Raw genomic sequence first — 19,853 nt, 5'->3', positions numbered from 1 at the left:
TTAGTTGTAGGTTTATAGCAAAAATTAAGATTTCTTAATAAATGGTTCTTAATACCTGTTTTGGATTTGTAACAATTGGTTAAATAGATTATTTAGGCCTACGAAATGAACTGTTGTAATGCTATATCCTTCCAGTCCAAGGTGATTCGGATATTATCCTCTTCCACCAATTCGGAGCCGGTCTGCACTTCGATAAACTCCACATCCGTCAGCGCAAGGATCGCATGTTTGGTGCCTTCAGGGATGCGAACCACATCGCCCGCCTTCACATTATGCATTTTTTCGTTAATCACAATGCTGGCTTCCCCGCTTACAAAGGTCCAGATTTCACTGCGTTTGCGGTGCAGCTGGTAGCTGATGTTCTTGCCCTCTTCAATAAAAATCCGTTTAGTCAGAACTTCATTGCCCTCATCGTACTTCACATAATCAATGACCTTGTAATGGCCCCAGCGGCGTTCCTCGAACATCGGTCTTTGCTCGTAAGACTTCAGCACTTCTTTGATCCGTGGGCTTTCCGCTTTATGTGTAACCAAGATGCCATCCGGGCTGGCGGCAATAATTAAATCCTTCGCCCCGATGACTGTAATCGGAATATCCAGCTCATTGATCAGGCAAGTCCCCTCAGAATCGGCTGTGACAACACCTTTTCCTACCAGATTGCTGCTCATTTCTTCAGTCAGCGTGTTCCAGGTACCCAGGTCCTTCCAGAATCCTGCATAAGGCTGAACCACGATATTCTCCTCTTTTTCCACCACTTCGTAATCAAAGCTGATAGAGGCAAGCAGTTTATACTGCTTCTGCAGTTCCTCGTAGTTAAGCGGCAGCCCTTTGCGTTGCAGAATATCAAGCAGATAACCCAAGCGGAAAGCGAACACCCCGCAATTCCAAAGGGCACCTTTGCTGATCAGACCTTCGGCTTGTACACGGTCAGGTTTTTCCTGGAAATGGCTCACCTGCAGATATCCGCTTGTTCCCGCCTCAGCAGTGGTAGGAATGATATATCCGTATTTCTCTGACGCATGTTCAGGAACTACGCCCATCAGCGCCAGATTTGCGCCGCTTTCCTCCATTGTCTGCTCAAGCTGGACTACGGTATCGAAAAATGAAGCTTCCACATAGGGATCAACAGGCAGGATAGCGACTGTTTCGTCCGGAGAAACACCGGCCATCGAATACAGGTAAGCTGCTGTCAGCGCTATGGCCGGGAAGGTATCACGGCGCTCAGGCTCAACGATGATCGGAACCTCGCTGCCAAGCTGGCTCTGAATCGATTCCACCTGGCTGCGGCCCGTTGCCAGATAAGACGAACCTGTCATGCCCGCTTCCTCAAGCTGTCTCCAGACACGCTGTACCATAGATTCCGGTTCACCCGTCGGGCTTTCCAGTACCTTCAGAAATTGCTTCGAACGTGAATCGTTGGACAAAGGCCAGAGCCGTTTACCAGAACCGCCTGATAGAAGTACCAGTTTCATAAGTGAACCCTCCTATTTATGTGTTGTCGCGAAAATATCGGATTGTTAAAAATCACACTGTTATGAGAGTCACTGCAAGGAATGTTTGGACTTTCGGCCGCTGTTGTCTGCAGATTTCCTGATTGAACCGCTCTTCGCGGTTGAAATCCGCAGACAAAGGCGGACGCATATCGCTCCTACAGTTCCAAAATTCCTCTCCGTTCCATTCCATAACAGCTTACGGTTAAGAACTCCTGCTTGACTGAGCGTTCTGGAAGAATCGCAGCTTTTGCTTACTTTGCCCGCAGGCTAGCTCCCTGCTAAAGATCCGGCATTGCCGCTTGGTAGGCGGCAATTTAAGGGCAAGGAGTTGCAGCTATAAGGCAAGGAGCGGAGCGGCAGCTAAAGCTGCGCTCAAGAGCAACTCTGGATTAGATCGCCCCGGCGACGCTTGGGGAATATCCGCTCAATCCGCCCATTTGCGGGCGACCGACCGAGTGGTACTCCAGCCCGGTGCCTTCGATCTGCTCCTTGGAGTAAACGTTGCGGCCGTCGATCAGAATCTGGCGGCGCATGCTGCCTGCCAGCTGATGCAGATCGATATCCTTGAACTGGGCCCAGTCAGTCAGCAGGCAAATGGCGTCGCTGCCTTCTGCCGCCTCTTCCGGAAGGCCGCACCAACGCAGCTGCGAATGATCATACCCTGCTCTGAAGTTATCAGCAGCAATCGGGTCATACAGCTTCACTGTTGCACCTTCCGCTACCAGTGCTTCGACGATTTCACGTGCTGGAGCTTCGCGGACATCATCGGTATTCGGCTTAAAGGCCAGCCCCCAAATACCGATGACTGCGCCGCGCAGGCTGCCTAGCGATTCATGGAGCTTCGAGATGATCATGAACCGCTGGTCCTTGTTCACCTCAACTACCGATTTCAGCAGCTTGAATTCGTAATCGACATTACCGGCGATCTGGATAAGCGCATTGGTATCTTTCGGGAAACAGGAGCCTCCATAACCGATGCCGGCCTGCAGGAATGAGGAACCAATTCTACGGTCCATTCCCATGCCTTCCGCTACCATGGTTACATCAGCTCCCACTTTTTCGCATATGTTGGCAATCTCATTAATAAAAGAAATTTTGGTTGCCAGGAATGCGTTTGAAGCATATTTAATCATTTCCGCACTGCGGATATCTGTTACGAAAACATTTTCTGTGAAGCCCTGATGAAGCTGGCGCATGGTCGGCTCAAGCTGCGGATTATCGAGGCCGATAACGATCCGGTCCGGATGAAGGGTGTCGCGGATTGCTGAGCCTTCACGCAGGAACTCGGGAGCGGAGACAATATCGAAGGGATGATTCGTGTGGGAAGCGATGAGGTTGCGGATTTTCTCATTCGTGCCAACCGGAACAGTCGACTTGGTCATGATGATTTTGTAGCCTTCCATCGCCTGGGCAATTTCTGTAGCGGCTCCTTCGATATACCTTAAATCCGCTTCGCCACCCGGCAAAGAAGGTGTACCCACAGCCAGAATGACGATATCTGAGCGGCGCACCGATTCCTGAAGATCCGAAGAGAAGGATAATCTGCCCTCCCGGAGATTCATCTCAATCAATGCCTCGATCCCCGGTTCATAGATGGGGGATTCCATCCGGTTAAGCTTGTTGATTTTTTCCTCATCCTTATCGACGCAGATGACATGATTCCCGTTAAGTGTAAAACATACGCCAGATACTAGACCGACATAGCCGGTACCGATAACTGCCAGCTTCATACAATCATCCTCCTTTTAGGAAATTAATGTAGGCTTGCTCTACATATTGCTTGAACTGCACCATAAACGCCTGCTCGTCGAATTTGCGGGCATGGCCCATAATTTGGCCGATATCCCATGGGTAGGACTCCACTTCGTGGATGGCCTTAAGTAAATCGTCAACTTCCTGGTTCTGAAAAAACACACCGTTGACGTATGGAACGATAGTATCCAGTGCGCCTCCGGCCTGATAAGCGATGACCGGTCTGCCTGCGGCATTCGCCTCCAGCGGCGTAATCCCGAAATCCTCTTCTCCCGGAAAAATAAATGCCCGGCACTGTGACATCAGGCCTGTTACCTCTCCATCTTCCAGCCGTCCGAGGAAGGATACATTATCTTTGGCCATGCCCTCCAGCCGTTTGCGGTCCGGTCCGTCACCGACGATATAGAGCTTAAGACCATTGCGGTTGAAGGCCTCCACGGCGAGATCGATCCGCTTGTAGGAAACAAGCCGGGAGACGATCAGGTAATAATCGCCGATGGAACTGGAGCTTGTGAACCGGGCGGTGTTGATCGGCGGGAAAATCACATCGGCATCCCGGTGATAATAGTTCTGGATCCGCTTCTTCACTACGGAAGAGTTGGCTACGAACTGGTTCACATTTTTGGATGTCCGCTGGTCCCAGGACTTGAGCCGCTGCATGTAGACCTTCAGCAGTCTTTTGAACAGTCCGGAGTTCGATTGCCGCTCCATGTATGTGTCATAATCCCAGGCGAAGCGCATTGGCGTATGGCAGTAGCATAGATGAAACGTCGATTCGGGCACCTGAATGCTTTTCATAAAAGCACTGCTGGAACTCAGGACAATATCATATCCGCGAAAGTCCAGATCTCGGATGGCCATGGGATAAAGCGGCAGCACCCCTTTGAAATTGGTCTTCACTCCCGGAATTTTTTGCAGCCAGGAGGCCCGGATATCCGCATCTTTGAGGTTGTCGGTTAGGCGGCTTCCGTTAAAAACCGTCGTGAAGATCGGAGCATCCGGATACATGTGGTGGAAAACTTCCACTACCCTTTCCGCCCCGCCCATTTGGATTAAGTAATCGTGCGCTATCGCAATTTTCATGTGAATCATCCTCAAAGTTTTATGGAGCAGCATCATCAAGTAGTGATTGTATGGATGCAGGCGGTTGTTGTTTACGCTTTGGCTTGAGTTCGGGAATCTATTAGGTCGCTGCCAGCAAACCTTTGTAGTAGTCAACGATGTCCTTGACTGTATTCTCGATGACGAAGTGCTCTTTCACCCGCTTCATTCCACTATCCGCCATCCGTCTGCGCTCTTCGGGATGGTCCAGCATCCAGGTGATTGAATCTGCGAGTACCTTAGCGTCTCCTGGCTGGATCAGCAGTCCCGTTACACCGGGTACTACGATCTCTACCGGTCCGCCTTCATTGGAGGCGATCACCGGCAGTCCAGCCGCCATACCTTCGACGATAACCTGGCCAAACGGCTCGGGGGTGATCGACGTGTGTATCAGCAAATCTGCTTTATTCATCAGGCCTTGTATGTCATCCACATGTCCCAGCAGACTGACATTGCTCAGATCATCCTGCTGCATCTTGCGGATTAATTCCTGTTTGTATTCTTCTTCTCCGAAAAGCGCGTCGCCGGCCAGCCAGAACTTAACCCGGCTATCCTGTTTAAAAGCCTTCGCTGCTTCCAGCACGACATGTTGGCCTTTCCAGTGTGCCAGCCGCCCTACCAGGAGCACGTTGAAATCCTTCTGATCCCGTTTGCCGATTCCTTCGCCGATCGCTTTGGCAAAAGCGGAATACACGACGAGGGTTTTTTTTGTGCGGGGCAGCTCCAGCGCATTCAGCGTAGAGTGGGAGTTGGCGATAACGCCGTTCGGGAGCAGGCGTGACAGGAGCCGGATAGCCTTGGCAACAACCGGCTTCAGATACGGGGCTCCGATATGATCCCGGATATGCCAGATCAGCGGCACTCCTGCTTTTTTGGCGGCAACGGCGCCGTAAAAGGCCGACTTCAGGGAATTGGTATGCACACAATCCACTTTCTCCTGCTTGAGCAGCGGCGCCAGCTTGCGTCCGTAAGCCAGTAGCTTAATGGCTGCTGCCGGAGCGCCGAGGTTGACGGCGTTTCTGCCGCGGCTGCGGATGCTCTCATCCAGCGGAATAATGCGGACATCGATCCCTTTCTCGCGGAGCCGTTCAGCAAGTGTTCCTTCTTCCGCCAGGATTACCAGCGGTTCAATCTGTTCACCGATATTGGTAAGAATGTTGAAAAGAGCAACCTCTCCGCCGCTCCACTTCGCGGTGTGATCAATATAAGCGACTTTTAGCATCCTGCTGCCACACCCTTTCCCAAAGTTTCAAGGAATACGGATTCCACTCGGTCACCAACATGCTCCCAGGTGTACTTCTCCAGTACATGATCCCGGCATTCGTCGCGGCTCGGCAGCAGCTTGCGGTTGCTTAGCATATGAATCATGCCTTCCGCCATATCATCGCTGGCCGCACTCTTGAACAGCAGCTCCGGGCGGAAGCCCTGGAGAATTTCTTTGTTGCCGCCTACCGGCGTAGCCATCACGGGGAGACCGGAAGCAAGGGCTTCAACGGTGATCAGGCCGAAGCCTTCAAGCGCCTGCGAGGGAACCACGAACATATCGGCTGCCTGATAGTAGGAGGCCAGCTGATGATCGGGAATGTATCCGAGCAGCCGGACCTTGTTAGCAAGGCCGTAATCGGCGATTTTTTCTTCCAGCTCCGCGCGCAGCGGGCCTTTGCCGCCAATCAGCAGAATCGCATTCGGGAAGCGTTCAGTGACCTGCTTCCAGGCATCCAACAGCTGGAGCAGCCCCATACGGTTCATCAGCCGCCGTACGGTCAGGACTGTCGTTGCCCCCTCCGGCAGATTCAGCGTCCGCCGTACGGCCAGCCGGTTGCTTGCCGGAACAAAGCGTTCCACATTCGCTGCGCCCGGGATGACGATGATCTTGTGCAGCGGTACACCGTGCAGCGTGTGTAGCATGTCACGGAAGTACTCGCTGAGTACGATGAATTTATCCGCCAGCTTATAGGCTTTGCGTTCAATCGATTTGGCAATGGTCGTCTTGACCCGGTGCTTGATGCCTTGCCCCTCGATCTTCATCTCTTCATTCCACGGACCGTGAAAGGTCATGATTACCGGAATGCCTCGCTTCTTAGCTTCTATTGCCGGCCCAATGCCGTATGGTGCAAAATGCGAATATAGGATATCAATACGCCCGCTGCCGTTTCCCATCAGATCTGCTGCTTTACGCTGGAATGCATCCTTGCGCTTCCAGATGGTCTCTTTGGGGTCGCCGGCGTTATGGATAATCAGCTCTTTGGGGGTGGAGGGCGTCTCCTGGCTGCAGATCAGCGCATGCACCTGATTGCGTGAGGAGAGCTGCTCACATACGGATTTGAAATACGTGTTAAGCCCGCCGGGCTGGAGCGATGGCCAACTGAGGCCGGTCGTCATAATATTGAGTCCGTCACTGTACGGCATAGCTTCGCTCCCCTTTCTTTTCTTTCTCCGCCTGACCCTGTGCGTTGTGCCGGGCCAGCTTGCTGGAGCTTGTTAATTCGTAATGCTTGAAGCCGACCATGAATTCATACATCACCCAGAATACGGATACCGCGAATCCCGAAATGCCTTTTTTGAACAAACCGTGCAGGAAATATTTCTGCAGGAACCGTGCCGGCGGCCGCAGCAGCAGATTTCTCATCTTAAACGGCTTACCGCTGGCAAAAGCGCTTTGAGCCTCCAGATCGGTGTATTTGTTAAAGCGGGCCACGTGGTCATTGATGCTCCGAAAGCCCTGGTGCCAGAGAATTCCATTCAGGCGGACTGTCCGCTCTTCTTCAACCTCCGGCATTTCATGCACCAGGGAGTTGCGGATGCCGTACTCCTTGCGGTTGTACAGACGCACCAGGTATTCTCCTTTGTCCAGCCATCTGCCCAGGAAATCTCCGATCCGGTATAGCGAGTACGCCACAGCCCTGTCCGTCAGGGCCGGCTTACGCTGCAGAATATCCTGGGCCAGCTCATCGCTGACCACTTCATCGGTATCAATCAGGAAGACCCAATCATGGACGGCGCGTTCCACCCCGAATTCCCTTTGTTTGGCATATCCGGGCCATGGGTTGACGTACACCCGGCAGTCCAGGCTTTCGGCCAGCTGCACCGTCCCGTCTTTACTCCCTCCGTCGATTACAACCACCTCATCGGCGAATAGTCGGCAGGACTGAATTGCTTTGGATATGCGAACTTCGTCATCCTGAGCAATGATGACAGCCGAAATCGGGTAACTGCCCGGGCCGCCAAGCACGCTTGTCACTGAATCCATGAAGGTCTCCTCCTTTGCTGGTTTGGTCCGGTGTCTGTCGTCGCTGCGAGAAAGATTTGGGCTTTCGATCGCTGTTGTCTTCTGATTTCCTGATTGAACCGCGGCTGCGGTTGAAATCAGAAGACAAAGGCGAACGCTAACGCTTCTACAGCTCCAAACTTTCTCTTCGCTCCTCTGGCACCGTCCCTTGTTTTGTTTAGCAGTTAGTAGCTCGCATCGTGTCCTCTGCTCGCTGTAAAAATTCTCAACTGCTCGTATCCATAGGTTTTTTGCGAATATAGGAATTCATCGTCGTCTTCATCCACTGAATGTCATCCCCGTTGATCAACAGGCGGGGCAGCTTGACTTTCAGGTTATATCTGATATTAAGAATGATGAACAAGAAGCGAAGCACTGAAGAGGAGAGCATCGCTACCCCTGCTCCGAACAATCCGAACTTCGGCACCAGCAGGAAGAGCAGCGGGATCACCAGGATCAGGCCCACCCCCTGAAGGATGGAAACAAACTTCGGTTTGCCGAGCGCCATAAACACCTGAGCCAGAATCAGTGTGCCTCCGCTGATCGTTACTTCCAGCAACAGCAGGCGGAACACAGTCAGTGCTGTGTTAAAATCTTTGCCGTACAGCAGCGGAATTACGAAAGGGGCCACCAGCATCAGGAACAGCGCACCGAGCAGGGTGCAGGTGGTGCTGATCCGGAAAGCTTTGAAGGTCAGCGCAATCGCCTCATCCTTCGATAGCTCGGAAGCTTTCGGGAACAGCACCACTGTGATCGAATTTGAGAAGAAGTTGACCATCCGCGACAGGCTCACCGCGACCGCATACAGCCCCAGATCGGCTGGCCGCAGCAGGCCGGCGATAATGATCTGGTCAATATAGTAGGAGAACTGGCCGAGCAGGTCATTGCCGTAAGAGCCGAGCCCGTAGGTGAACAATCTTTTGAAATTCAGGTAAGTATCTTTCATCTTTACCTTGTAGGTACGGAGCAGCGAGATCGTCATCCAGATGAACAGCGGAACCGACGGAACCAGATAGGCCAGTGCGGTAGTAAATGGATTCATGCTGCCGGTAAGGATCAGGATCCCGATCGCTGCAAGCGTCAGAAGCGGAATCAGATAACGCAGCAGGTTGAAGGTTTTGTAATCCCCTCTGAATTGAAAGGCTGCATTATTGACCTGTGAGAGCACAATCAGTGGGCATAGAATCATGGACACCTGTGCAAACAGGACCACGTCCGGGCTAAAGGATTTCAGCCAGTACGGCAAGACCAGAATACCTACCGTCGTTGCTGCCACCCCGAACCCGAGCCCGATTAACAGCGCCACCCGGTACAGCACTCCGGCTTCATCCGGGTTCTTCTTAGCGTTGTAGATCAGTGCCGAGGGAATACCAAAACTCATACTGAACGCCAGAAACTGCGACCAGTTCACCATAGCCGTCTGTTCCCCGCGGCCTGTCGGGCCTAAGTAGCGGGCGGTCAGCACACCGGTCAGCATATTGACCAGCAGGATCAGTACGCTGACCATCATCGTTTTTACGGCGGCAGAGCTGTTGTTCTTGCTCTTCGTAAAGCTCTTGAGCGAGGACCAGACTGTGCTAGTGGGAAGTGATTTCGCGTTCAACTGCTGCATGTGGTGTCCCCTTCTTTCTGCTCTCAATAATCTCTTTAGCGCCAAGGCCCAGGCCAATCAGCATCCAGATCAGATATCCTTTAAGTCCTGGGAAGCCGTTGTCCGATACCAGGCTGACTACCGCTCCCGTCCATGCGGCCAGCGACAGCCTGGCATAAGGCTGGAGACTGTCCTTGCTCGTTACCCGGCTGACAATTTGTTTAATAACTGCGCCGAGTGCACCGAAGAAGAACAAAGCACCCAACACTCCAAAGGTAAGCAGCAATGCGATAAACCCGTTATCCATATTGCCGTATTCCCCGAGTTCTCCTCCGTTGCCTATCTTGGTTCCTTGCCCTACACTGCCGATTCCCTGACCCACCGGGTTGGATGCGACCATCGGCAGCATGTTCTGCCAGAGGCTGAGCCGTTCGTTATAGGAGTGGTCTTCCTGCACAGAGGTCAGTGTCTCCATCCGGGCGACCAGCCCCTCTGCACCCGGAAGCTTCGGCACGATCCAGAACAGTGCTGCTGCTACAAAGGCCAGCTGGAGCAGTGCCTTCCACTTGCCCTTCGAAGGCGAGGAGCCGATGTAGACCAGCAGCATCACCAGCATCACCAGCCAGGCGGAGCGGACCAGAGTGGTCAGCAGGCAGATCACTACGAGCAGTACGCCGATCCAGCGCAGTGTGCCTTGCCATCTCTTCTCCAGAATCATCGGCACCAGTGCGAACACCAGGAAGGTTGCAGCCGGCCCGGGTGAATTCAGTGTGGAGAAGACCCGGATTTCCAAAGGATACGGAGTTCCGATGGACATCATATCGGCGTTCCGCATCCAGAAGGCATCCCATGGCGGAACGGTCAGATATTGAACGATACCGTAAACGGCGACCAGCACTGCTATGTTGGCAAAAGAGTACAGCAGCCGGTCAATATCTTTTGGATTGAACCGCGTGACTGCAAAGAATGGAATCAGCAGTAGCGGTACGATGTAATTCGCCAGATCGTACACTGAACCTATGCCGTTCTTGGCCAGGCCGATCAGTGCACCGTAGGCCAGGGCAACCGAGAACAGCAGGATGATCCGGGTGGAGGATTTGCGGATCCGGTGAATCTCCCTGAGCACCGGAACCGCAAGCAGTGCACCCGTCAGCAGCGGTGCCAGACTGAGCAGTGATACGGAATGGTACACGCCCTCCGACCAGTCAGCGATACGCCTCAGCTCCGGAGCCACCGCCCATACGAGCAGTGTGTAGGTGAGCAGCTGCTTCGGCTTCACCAGCGCCAGCAGGAAGGCGGGAAAGAGAATCCCCGCCAGAACCACGCCCTGCAGGCTGTTGGAAGCACTGAGTTTCGCACTGGCGAACCCGATCATCAGCGGAAGGCCAAGGCATATGGCACATATCAGCGCCATCACCGCTCCCGATCTTACCGCTGTCAGGGATGGCAGCGTCAAGCTGCTTTCATTCTGGTCCGTCATCTTCTTTTCCCACCTCCGCTCCGGTCATTCATTCAAGACTGCTGCCCTTCACTTTATCCTTCTTGCGCAGCTCTTTGAGCAGCAGGACTAGGAATTGGGCATCGTCTACAAGATATCTTTTCCAGAGCCGTCCCGGCTCCTGGCTAAGCCGCCAGAACCATTCGAGCCCTGTCTTTTGCATAAAGTTCGGCGCCCGCTTTACCGAACCGGAGAGAAAGTCGAAGGTAGCGCCCACGCCGATCGAGATCGGCGCCTGATAAGAGGTGTAATGGCGGTAAATCCATTTCTCCTGCTTCGGCGCACCCACACCGACAAATACGATATCCGGCCGGCTGTCGGTCAGCATCTGGATAATACGCCGGTTCTCCTCTTCGTTATGCTCGAAGCCATAAGAAGGGGAATAGCAGCCGACGATGTTCATATCCGGATAAGACGCTTTTAGATTCTGAGTAGCCCGCTCCGGTACACCTTCTGCTGAGCCCAGGAAGAACAGGCGGTATTTCCTCTGCTCGAAGGCATTGCCCAGACGGCTGAAGAGATCCGCGCCGGATACTTTCTGCTTCAGCGGTTTGCCGAGCATTTTGGAAGCCCAGATCAGCGGCATTCCGTCTGCGACTACAGCGCCTGCTTCGGAATAAACAGTCTGGAACTCTTTGTCCTTACGGAGCTTGATCACATGATCGACGTTGCAGGTCAGGATGTAGGACTGATTCCTTTCCTGAATCGTTTTGTCGATATATTCAAGCAAATCCATGAAATCATAATTATCGAAATTGACATCGAACATGTTAACTTGGTTCATCGTATCACTTCTTTTTGTGGGGAGTCGGCCTACTGTGAAGATCGATACAGGCAGTTCAGGTACCAACAGAACGGAATAATGGATTGGACCGTCGACAGCGTGTTGTCGGAGAAAGAATAAATAAGAAACGCTGCTATAAAGAGCAGATAGTAAGGTTTGACCGGCGGTGCCAAAGCTCTGTAAACCAGAAGAAACACAGCCAATAAGGAAAGCAGCAGCAGTATAGCGCCGATATACCCTCCATCGAAGTAAAACCGGATGTACTCATTATGCGGAACAACAAAGCCTTTATAGAGCGTCCCGTCATTCGCGACCGTAACTGCTCCCAGTCCTCTTCCTGACCAAGGGGAATCTGCCACTTTATTCAGGAAGTACTCCCAGGCCTCCGCCCGCCCCGACAGGTCAACCCCCGTTTCAGTTGTCCGTTCAAAGGAACGCTTCTTGATGTTATCCAGCTGCAGATAAACTGCCGAGAAGATCAACATCACTGAACATAGCAGTGGAATCAGATACTGCGTTTTGCCTTTTAAGTACTGGCGTGAGATGTCGTAGAAATAATAGAGAATCATCAGCACCAGGGCTAATATAGGTCCGCGCGTTCCTGTTCCGATCAGAATCAGAAAGTTCAGCGCCAGCATGATGTAGAAATAACGGATATGCTGCGGACTGCGTTTAATCTCAATAAATGAAATGCCTATACCCATGAAGGCCAGCATCGCCAAATGCGCCGGAATGTTCGCCCCCTGTATCCGTACAGCGCCCGTGAACTCGATGTCGAGAAAAGCATGCAGGTGAGCCACCTGCAGCAGCACTCCCGCAAGCACACTTACCAGCGGCAGCATGGCGATGATGCGGATTTGCTTCTCAGCCACCTCTTTCTTCCAGTTGATCAGGAGAAATACGAAGGGAAGCGATAATCCGATGAAGGCTTTTGCGGCAATCGAGGAGCTCATCTCCGGCAGCCAGATGGAGAAGCCGAAGGTGATAAATACCAGTCCCAGCATGGCCCATAGGGGAGGACTAAGCTTGAACTTCAGTCCGTTTACCAGAATGCAGGGCACCAGAAGTACCAGGATCACCAGCTTGTAGAGCGAGAGGATTTCAATTCCGAACATGCTGCCGTCGTACAGGAAATTGATGGAGATGGCCGTCGTCAGCAGAACGAAATAACTGATCAGTTCGGGTCGTGAAATGGAGACAACCAGCAAAATAATCAGGAGTACGGCCGCTACCGCAATTGCCGGCTGGTAAATGACCGCTGTCCCCAGGAACAGTGCGGACACGAGGTAGAGCATTCCGTATGGCAAAGCGTTCATTTTGGAGCCCCACTCAAAATTAGTCATTGTCTTCCCTCACCCCGCTGCAGATTCCCTCTTCCGGTTCCAGAACATATGAAGAGTTCCACGAATACTCTCCAGCCGGCACTTGTTCAAAAGTTTTCTGCCCTGGCTTCTGGATAGTACCGAGTCCGCCAGGATATACACTACTTTGGCGGCTGTCTTTCCGAGCAGGAGCAGATTTCCTTTTACCCCTTCGCTTTTCATGGCGTTGGAGATGCCTTGACTGTAATACCTTTTCATAATCCAATCTTCCGTCAGGCGCCCTGCCGCTACGAAATGCTCAACAGCCATCTGCGGATGATAAAGGATGGTGTGCCCTTCTTTCTGCAGTTGGCCGAACAGCCACGTCTCTTCACCGGAGATAAGGGAATCCCCTTTTCTTCCGAGATCCAGCGGGAACAGGCTGATATTGAACGCGGGTTTGCGCATCGCCATATTGGCTCCGCAAGGATGCAACCGCTTCGGATATTCCCTGACCTTGCCGCCCAGATCAACGATAGTGTACGGCAGCTCGAACGGCTTAATCAGCCAGTCCGGGCGCTTGCTTTCGAAGATGGGGGCGACTTTTCCGCCCATGGCCATGACTTCCGGCCTTTCATCAAATGTACTGATGATTGTGGTAATCCAATTCCGGCAAGGTATCGCGTCATCATCGAGAAAGGCAATGATTTGCGATTTGGAAGCCAGAATCCCTGCATTCCGGGCCGCCGACAATCCCTGTACCGGCTCCAGAAGATAACGGATATCCATTTTTGCACCATGAGCCTCAATAAAGCCTTTAATGGCGGCTGCCGAGTCATCCGTGGAGCTGTTATCCACCACAATGATCTCAGCCTCCTGCAGGTTCTCCAGTGTGATTAGGGACTGGAGCGTCTTAACCAGTAAAGCCGACCTGTTATAAGTGCAGATAATAATGGAAATCTTAGGGACGTGTCCGTACTCAGTCATCGGCTATCACCCAATTCCCATAATTTTAATAAGCGTCTTTGGAACCGAGCAGCATCAGGCCGGTTTTAAAAATGATCTTGAGGTCCAGCATCGTGCTGCGGATATGGATATAAGTCAGATCCAGCTGCACCATTTCGTCGAAACCGACACTGTTTCTGGCGTTAACCTGCCAGTATCCTGTGCATCCCGGTGTAACCAGCAGCCGCTGCTTGTCGTAATCCGTATACTGCGCCACCTCTTCAACGAGCGGAGGACGGGGACCAACAAGACTCATATGGCCCATCAGCACGTTCCAGAGCTGAGGCAGTTCATCGATACTAGTCTTGCGCAGAAATCTTCCGATCCGTGTGATGCGGGGATCATTTTTGATCTTGAACATAGCACCGCTCACTTCGTTATAGGCCATCAGATTCGCTTTCAGCTCCTCGGCATTGGAGACCATGGATCTGAACTTATACATGGGAAACAGCTTTTCGTCTTTGCCAACCCGGTTTTGCCGGAAGAACACTTTGCCTTTGGGGTCTTCCAGCTTGATCAGGATGGCCACAAGAGCGAAGAGCGGCAGTAGTACGAGAAGGCCAAGAGCGGAGAAAAAAACGTCGATAATCCGCTTCATCACCAGATAGGAATCCATTTCTTTACTTCCTTCTTTGGCATGCAGCATGTAAAGTTTCGGCAGGACGGCCTCATAGTCTTCCGGCAGTTTTTGCATGCTCATTTCTCCTCATTCCTCCTAAATGTTTAGGTACAAATTTACTTGGTAAAACAAACGCAAGATGGATTAGCTGCTAAGAGTGATTTGTCCGGCTTTGCTGAGCCATTCCGCCATCGCATCCATCACCGGATAGCGCAGGTCGTCGCTCTGAAGTGCAAATTCCAGCGTAGTCAAAATGTAACCGAGCCGTTCGCCGACATCGTATCTCGTACCATCAAAGTTGTAGGCATATACCCGTTCACTCTGATTCAGCTTCTGGATTGCATCCGTGAGCTGGATTTCGCCTCCGGCACCCTTTTCCTGCAGGTCCAGATATTTAAAGATTTTTGGAGTAAATACGTAGCGTCCCATGATCGCCAGATTGGATGGTGCTGTACCCAGCGCCGGCTTCTCAACAAAATTGTTTACCCGGTAGAGCCGTCCGTCCTGAAGATCCGGTTCGATAATCCCGTAGCGGTTAGTGAATTCATCCGGAATCTCCTGAACCCCGATCACCGAATTTTGTGTTTCTTCGTATTGATCGATCAGCTGCTTGAGGCATGGTGTTTTTCCGGTTACGATATCGTCCCCCAGCATTACGCCGAAAGGTTCGTCTCCGATAAACCGTCTTGCACACCAAACCGCATGTCCGAGACCCTTTGGTTCTTTTTGCCGGATATAGTGTATTTCTACTTTAGAGGAACGTTGAACTTCTTTAAGCAGCTCCAGCTTGCCGTCTTCCAGCAGGCGGGACTCCAGTTCGAAGGCGTTGTCGAAGTGATCCTCGATCGCCCGCTTTCCTTTACCAGTAACGATAATGATGTCCTCGATACCGGAAGCAATAGCTTCTTCCACGATATACTGAATGGTCGGTTTGTTGATGATTGGAAGCATTTCCTTAGGCATGGCCTTTGTTGCAGGCAGGAAGCGCGTTCCTAACCCTGCTGCAGGGATAATTACCTTCTTTACCTTTTTCATCGCACTTACCTCCTATAAAGTTTGGTGGGATATGTTTGAAAACTCTATTTGGCCTGATTCATGGCAATGCCAAGAATTTTGGAACCGGTCTGTTCCATCAGCACCTTCAGCTTGCGGACTGCTTCACGTTTGGTCTTTCCGTGTCTTGCCACAAGGATTACACCATCGGATAGCGGAGCCAGAATCCGTGCATCACTGAATTCTACCGCCGGCGGAGAGTCAAGCAGGATCAGATCGAAGCTTGCCTTCAGCTCATCCAGCAGAGCGGTCATTTTGTCGCTGCCGAGCAGATCCGGAGGACTGACCCGGGTAATACCGGCTGGAATAACCGCCAGATTGGCAAGGTTCCCGTAGACGGCAATATCCTTAGCTTCCTCCTGTCCGCTTAAGTAAGCGGCAAGCCCCTGGCTGCCTTCCACCTCGAACACATTATGAAGTCCGGGATGGCGCAGGTTGCAGTCAACAACAGCGACTCTTTTGCCGTCCTGGACAAAAGAAACAGCGAGGTTGGACAGGATCGTCGTCTTGCCTTCTCCTCCTTCGGCGGAGGTGAAGAGAAGCACCTGTCCGCCGCTCCCTCCAGCCAGACCAAGCTGGCGGATATAGGTACGAAGCGAGCGGAAGGATTCAGAGATATGCGAAGACGGGTTCAGGTCCGCAATTAAACTTTTATTCGGCCGTAACATAAGCGCCCTCCCCTACTCTTGCATTAGCGTTTGCCGCTTTGCCGAGATCGCGTTTACGGATCGTCGGGATGCTGGCAATGACCGGCAGTCCCAGATCGAATTCGGCTTCCTTCTCGGTGCGGAGTGTTCCATTGAGTGTTTCCAGCAGCAGGATAATCCCGATTGCGGCCATCAATGAGACAACAAAGCTGATAATCAGATTCATTGCAAAACTGCCGTTTGTTGCCGCAGGTACATCAGCCGGATCAGCCGGAGTCAGGAATGTTACATTGTCCAGCTTCATGAGTGATGGCAGGCTGCGGATGAAGCTTTGCGAAACCGCGTTTACAATGTTTGCCGCCTTGCTGTAACTTTCATCTTCTACACTGAGATTGATGACCTGGCTTTTTTCGGAGGTCTTTACCTGAAGCTTCGCAGCCAGCTGATCTTCCGTAAGGCCAAACTCCGGATGGTCGGCTACAACACTCTTCATAATCGTCGGGGACTTCATAATTTCCTTGTAGCTCTCGATGAGGTTAAGGCTGAAGTTTAAGTTGTTGAGATTATTGCTCTCGGGTACATTTGCAGTATTGTTGACCAGCAGTTGTCCGGAGGCGGAGTAGACGGGTACAACGAAGTTCTTGCTGATGTAGAAGGTGGTAGCACAGGAGATTAATACAAACACCGTTATCAACCACAACCTCTTCTTAATCAGGTTAATGTAATCTAAAATCGTCTTTTCCACAGTAACCCTCCTTCCGCATTAGTTGCATTCTGAAAGCAATCATGAAAGTTTCAGATATCTTGCTTTAATTCTATCAAGCGGTACGAGTTGCCACATGGCTCCTACCATTACTTTAATCTTCACTTTCGTGTGAGTCGGTTTGGTCCGTAAGTGGGGCGTCATGGTATACTTTTGTACCATACCGCTGGTAAATATTATCAATAGATGGAAGCTAAGCCGACGCAGTCCGTTATTTCATTAGTAAAACCTTTAAATCCCTATACATTACCGTGTTAGATTCAGGGAGATTTGGACACAAAAAAACACGGACATCCGTGTCCGTGTTCCAACATTTCATGAAAAATTATAAAGTCCTGTTAATCATAAGACATTTCGTACTTGGTCAGCCCTACCGCGTTAGCGTACAGCGCCGCCTGCGTCCGGTCAGCCACCTGCAGCTTTGCGAGAATCTGGCTCACATGCTTCTTGACCGTAAATTCACTGATGAACAGGCGCGAAGCAATATCCTTATTGCAGGCACCTTGGCCAAGTTCAATCAGCACTTCCTTCTCCTTCGGAGTCAATTCGTCCGTCGGGCTGCTGCCGCTCATCCGCATCTTATCTTCCATTAATCCGGGATCATAATACTTCCGGCCCTTATGGACCAGCTGGATCGCGAACAGCAATTCTTCCGGCAATGCTTCCTTCAGCACATAGCCGTCAACCAGGACTTCTTCCGCTTTGAGGAAGTCCTCTCTGCTTGCCGAAGAGGTCAGCAGAATAAATTTGCTGCTCAGCCCGCGGGCCCGTGCAGCCTTGATCACATCCAGACCCGACTCATCAGCTAGCCTCAGATCAATCAGCACAAGATCAGGCTGTGTCTCCTCAATCACAAGAAGAGCTTCCTGGCCATTCGTTGCTTCGCCTGCAAAATGCAGATTAGGCTGCATGGAAATGACTGCTGCCAATCCTCTTCTCACCAAAGGGTGATCATCAACAATGACGATATTCACTTGAACGACCTCCTGCCTAAAGTTTATGCATTTTTTAATTCAGCCACACCGACAGGTATTGAAATTAAAATCTTGGTTCCTGCATTCTCGCTGCTCGATAACTGGAAATCTCCGCCTAGAGACTGAGCCAGATACTGCATATTCTTCATGCCAAGTCCGCTGGTAGTATCCTCAGACGTTGTCCACAGCAGATCAGTATCAAAACCGACGCCATCGTCCACAATCGAAAGTCTGATCCATTTGGGCTTGAGGGACAGTTCGACATCCACCCTGCTGGCCGCACCATGACGTATGGCATTGCCTGTCGCTTCAGAAATAATCCGGAAGAGAGCCTTGTGGTAAGGATAAGGGAGACTGAAATCATCACCCGTTATTTTTAATTCAATTTCCACATCGTTTAACCTGGATAAGCTCTTAAGATGCGATCTCACCATGCCCAGCCACGTAGGTCCGCCGCTTTTCTTGGAGCTGAGACTGTAGATCGTAATCCGCAGCTCTTTGGCAACCTTGGTCGCTGAATCATGAATGAGGTCAATCTGCTCTTCCAGTTCGGACTCGGACATTTTACGCCAGGTCTGTTTCAGGGAGTGGGTTGCGTACACAATGCCGAAAAGGCTCTGCGACACGCTGTCATGCATTTCATCCGCTATCCGGTTCTGTTCATTCGTGATGATCAGCCGATTTTCGATGACACCCAGTTCATGGCGCTCAAGAATAATTGCGCTAAGCTCCGACAGAAACATAAGCTGCTGAATATACCATCTGCGGCCCTCAAGACCCTCCGACGATTCCAGCTTCACGCCGATCATGCCGACAAATCGGGTGCTCATTCTTACCGGCATCAGCAAAAAATCGCCAAGGCCAGGCAGACTCTTGAACACCGGCTCACGCTGCAGTCTCCACTCGTGCTCATGCTTTTCCAGCTCTGTGAACAAAAAACGTTCTTCTTCATGCTGCCAGCCGGTCTGCCGGCTCTGGGGAGCGGGTTCACCACTTTTTTTGGCGAACCAGAACAAGGCCTTATCCAACTTGGTAAGCTTCACCACATAGTCTGTGATGACCTGCCCGATGTTCATGAAGTCATGCTGGCTGGAGGTTTCCACGATATGATAGAGCGATTTAATATGCTCCATGGTTTCGTTGGTCCGCGCGTTTGCTTCTTCCCGCTGCCGCTTGATCCTGTTAACCATTTGCATAACTATAACCGTAAGTACCAGGGCTAGAAACAGGTTTCCGTTCTGAAGCACCGCATCTGCTAAAGATTTGCCCTCAGAGTTCAAAAAAAACGTAACAAAATGTAGTCACTATGCCAATATAACTCAGAAGCAGGCTCCACCTGAAATAAAATGACAATGAGCCCGCCGCAATTAAAACAGGATTCAGTACATAGAGCTTGAAGGAGCTCTCAAAGCCGCCAGTCAGTAAAGTCAATGCAATAACGCCCGCCATCTCTATACTAACTACCAGCATAAGAACCCGTGGTCTGGCCCGGAGCCTCCGGTAGTAGATCGTGAACACTTGAGCAATCATAAAGAGTGCAATGATTAATAGGGATTTATGAAGTACGGAAGGCCCCGTGTGGTCCAGGAGGTACATAAGCGATGTGAGGGACAAAGAGAAATATCTGTAAAAAGCAATCATTCTGTCTTCCGCGGTTGTTTTAATTTTCATCCCACCACCCTATTCTCCACCTTTTTTGGAAAATGCGAGCTTATCAAAGCTTTGTTTAAAAGCATCATACATGAGAAAAATCACAATAACAAGTTTCAACATTTACTGATAGCGTTTTCTTTTCAAAAAAAATAACAGAATGTCCACCTTTTTTTCCTAAGTTTAACTTAATTTTATCCATATAAGCCAAAGATAGCGCTATCAATCTCAAATAAAAGTTTGAGGAACAGCAAATTAGCCTCTCCACCAGGTGGACAGGCTAATTCTCTGAATACTATCGGTCATAGGGCATCATCCGGGCAGCTTATTCGGCTACTACAGGCAAAGATAGAT

Annotated in this window: 17 protein-coding genes; all 17 read right to left on the bottom strand. The window is 51.2% G+C overall.

Annotation, left to right across the window (positions count from 1 at the left end; all coding sequences use genetic code 11):
- Window positions 1-98: 98 nt before the first annotated feature.
- The 17 genes from L6H70_RS20770 to L6H70_RS20690 all read right to left on the bottom strand — a co-directional run bounded on the left by L6H70_RS20770 (window position 99) and on the right by L6H70_RS20690 (window position 19,045).
- The gene (locus L6H70_RS20770) at window positions 99-1,472 is read right to left on the bottom strand and encodes a sugar phosphate nucleotidyltransferase (protein WP_236336020.1); all 1,374 of its coding nucleotides are present in this window, start codon (window positions 1,470-1,472) and stop codon (window positions 99-101) included.
- Between the two features lie 410 nt (window positions 1,473-1,882).
- Window positions 1,883-3,223 carry a UDP-glucose dehydrogenase family protein gene (locus L6H70_RS20765; RefSeq protein ID WP_236336019.1) on the bottom strand — a complete coding sequence of 447 codons (1,341 nt, stop codon included), beginning with the start codon at window positions 3,221-3,223 and terminating at the stop codon, window positions 1,883-1,885.
- A 4-nt stretch (window positions 3,224-3,227) separates the two neighbouring features.
- Window positions 3,228-4,328 carry a glycosyltransferase gene (locus L6H70_RS20760; RefSeq protein WP_236336018.1) on the bottom strand — a complete coding sequence of 367 codons (1,101 nt, stop codon included), beginning with the start codon at window positions 4,326-4,328 and terminating at the stop codon, window positions 3,228-3,230.
- Window positions 4,329-4,428: 100 nt separating this feature from the next.
- Window positions 4,429-5,568, bottom strand: a complete 1,140-nt coding sequence (locus tag L6H70_RS20755) for a glycosyltransferase family 4 protein (RefSeq protein ID WP_236336017.1) — start codon at window positions 5,566-5,568, stop codon at window positions 4,429-4,431.
- Window positions 5,562-6,755: a glycosyltransferase family 4 protein gene (locus L6H70_RS20750; protein ID WP_236336016.1), complete on the bottom strand. Its 1,194-nt coding sequence runs from the start codon at window positions 6,753-6,755 to the stop codon at window positions 5,562-5,564. The genes L6H70_RS20755 and L6H70_RS20750 overlap by 7 nt, the downstream gene beginning before the upstream one ends.
- Window positions 6,742-7,596 carry a glycosyltransferase family 2 protein gene (locus L6H70_RS20745; RefSeq protein ID WP_236336014.1) on the bottom strand — a complete coding sequence of 285 codons (855 nt, stop codon included), beginning with the start codon at window positions 7,594-7,596 and terminating at the stop codon, window positions 6,742-6,744. The genes L6H70_RS20750 and L6H70_RS20745 overlap by 14 nt, the downstream gene beginning before the upstream one ends.
- 244 nt (window positions 7,597-7,840) lie before the next feature.
- The gene (locus L6H70_RS20740; protein WP_236336012.1) at window positions 7,841-9,226 is read right to left on the bottom strand and encodes a lipopolysaccharide biosynthesis protein; all 1,386 of its coding nucleotides are present in this window, start codon (window positions 9,224-9,226) and stop codon (window positions 7,841-7,843) included.
- Complete coding sequence (locus L6H70_RS20735) at window positions 9,192-10,685, bottom strand: O-antigen ligase family protein (protein WP_236336010.1); 1,494 nt, start codon at window positions 10,683-10,685, stop codon at window positions 9,192-9,194. Before L6H70_RS20735 ends, L6H70_RS20740 begins: the two co-directional genes overlap by 35 nt.
- Window positions 10,686-10,713: 28 nt before the next feature.
- Complete coding sequence (locus L6H70_RS20730) at window positions 10,714-11,487, bottom strand: WecB/TagA/CpsF family glycosyltransferase (RefSeq protein WP_236336008.1); 774 nt, start codon at window positions 11,485-11,487, stop codon at window positions 10,714-10,716.
- 29 nt (window positions 11,488-11,516) lie between these two features.
- A complete protein-coding gene (locus L6H70_RS20725) occupies window positions 11,517-12,830 on the bottom strand; it encodes an O-antigen ligase family protein (protein ID WP_236336006.1) in 1,314 nt (437 codons plus the stop codon).
- Between the two features lie 9 nt (window positions 12,831-12,839).
- On the bottom strand, window positions 12,840-13,775 hold the full coding sequence (locus L6H70_RS20720; protein ID WP_236336004.1) for a glycosyltransferase: 936 nt from the start codon (window positions 13,773-13,775) through the stop codon (window positions 12,840-12,842).
- Window positions 13,776-13,800: 25 nt separating this feature from the next.
- Window positions 13,801-14,493 carry a sugar transferase gene (locus L6H70_RS20715; protein ID WP_054938973.1) on the bottom strand — a complete coding sequence of 231 codons (693 nt, stop codon included), beginning with the start codon at window positions 14,491-14,493 and terminating at the stop codon, window positions 13,801-13,803.
- 63 nt (window positions 14,494-14,556) lie between these two features.
- Window positions 14,557-15,447, bottom strand: a complete 891-nt coding sequence (gene galU, locus L6H70_RS20710; protein WP_054938972.1) for a UTP--glucose-1-phosphate uridylyltransferase GalU — start codon at window positions 15,445-15,447, stop codon at window positions 14,557-14,559.
- A 44-nt stretch (window positions 15,448-15,491) separates the two neighbouring features.
- On the bottom strand, window positions 15,492-16,133 hold the full coding sequence (locus L6H70_RS20705) for a CpsD/CapB family tyrosine-protein kinase (protein WP_236336003.1): 642 nt from the start codon (window positions 16,131-16,133) through the stop codon (window positions 15,492-15,494).
- Window positions 16,117-16,857, bottom strand: a complete 741-nt coding sequence (locus tag L6H70_RS20700) for a YveK family protein (protein WP_236336002.1) — start codon at window positions 16,855-16,857, stop codon at window positions 16,117-16,119. The genes L6H70_RS20705 and L6H70_RS20700 overlap by 17 nt, the downstream gene beginning before the upstream one ends.
- A gap of 356 nt (window positions 16,858-17,213) precedes the next feature.
- Window positions 17,214-17,849 carry a response regulator gene (locus L6H70_RS20695; protein WP_054938969.1) on the bottom strand — a complete coding sequence of 212 codons (636 nt, stop codon included), beginning with the start codon at window positions 17,847-17,849 and terminating at the stop codon, window positions 17,214-17,216.
- 23 nt (window positions 17,850-17,872) lie between these two features.
- Window positions 17,873-19,045, bottom strand: a complete 1,173-nt coding sequence (locus tag L6H70_RS20690) for a sensor histidine kinase (RefSeq protein ID WP_236336001.1) — start codon at window positions 19,043-19,045, stop codon at window positions 17,873-17,875.
- Window positions 19,046-19,853 lie beyond the last annotated feature (808 nt).

Origin of the sequence: Paenibacillus auburnensis (assembly GCF_927798115.1) — a bacterium.
Taxonomy (GTDB): domain Bacteria; phylum Bacillota; class Bacilli; order Paenibacillales; family Paenibacillaceae; genus Paenibacillus_AQ; species Paenibacillus_AQ auburnensis.
This window is presented reverse-complemented; position numbering and strand designations above follow the sequence as displayed.

Coding starts and splice junctions, on each gene's coding strand:
- L6H70_RS20720 (WP_236336004.1), bottom strand. CDS start 13,775: ATGACTGAGTACGGACACGTCCCTAAGATTTCCATTATTATCTGCACT.
- L6H70_RS20760 (WP_236336018.1), bottom strand. CDS start 4,328: ATGAAAATTGCGATAGCGCACGATTACTTAATCCAAATGGGCGGGGCG.
- L6H70_RS20715 (WP_054938973.1), bottom strand. CDS start 14,493: ATGAGCATGCAAAAACTGCCGGAAGACTATGAGGCCGTCCTGCCGAAA.
- L6H70_RS20770 (WP_236336020.1), bottom strand. CDS start 1,472: ATGAAACTGGTACTTCTATCAGGCGGTTCTGGTAAACGGCTCTGGCCT.
- L6H70_RS20735 (WP_236336010.1), bottom strand. CDS start 10,685: ATGACGGACCAGAATGAAAGCAGCTTGACGCTGCCATCCCTGACAGCG.
- L6H70_RS20745 (WP_236336014.1), bottom strand. CDS start 7,596: ATGGATTCAGTGACAAGCGTGCTTGGCGGCCCGGGCAGTTACCCGATT.
- L6H70_RS20725 (WP_236336006.1), bottom strand. CDS start 12,830: ATGACTAATTTTGAGTGGGGCTCCAAAATGAACGCTTTGCCATACGGA.
- L6H70_RS20765 (WP_236336019.1), bottom strand. CDS start 3,223: ATGAAGCTGGCAGTTATCGGTACCGGCTATGTCGGTCTAGTATCTGGC.
- L6H70_RS20730 (WP_236336008.1), bottom strand. CDS start 11,487: ATGAACCAAGTTAACATGTTCGATGTCAATTTCGATAATTATGATTTC.
- L6H70_RS20755 (WP_236336017.1), bottom strand. CDS start 5,568: ATGCTAAAAGTCGCTTATATTGATCACACCGCGAAGTGGAGCGGCGGA.
- L6H70_RS20690 (WP_236336001.1), bottom strand. CDS start 19,045: ATGCAAATGGTTAACAGGATCAAGCGGCAGCGGGAAGAAGCAAACGCG.
- L6H70_RS20750 (WP_236336016.1), bottom strand. CDS start 6,755: ATGCCGTACAGTGACGGACTCAATATTATGACGACCGGCCTCAGTTGG.
- L6H70_RS20740 (WP_236336012.1), bottom strand. CDS start 9,226: ATGCAGCAGTTGAACGCGAAATCACTTCCCACTAGCACAGTCTGGTCC.
- galU (WP_054938972.1), bottom strand. CDS start 15,447: ATGAAAAAGGTAAAGAAGGTAATTATCCCTGCAGCAGGGTTAGGAACG.
- L6H70_RS20705 (WP_236336003.1), bottom strand. CDS start 16,133: ATGTTACGGCCGAATAAAAGTTTAATTGCGGACCTGAACCCGTCTTCG.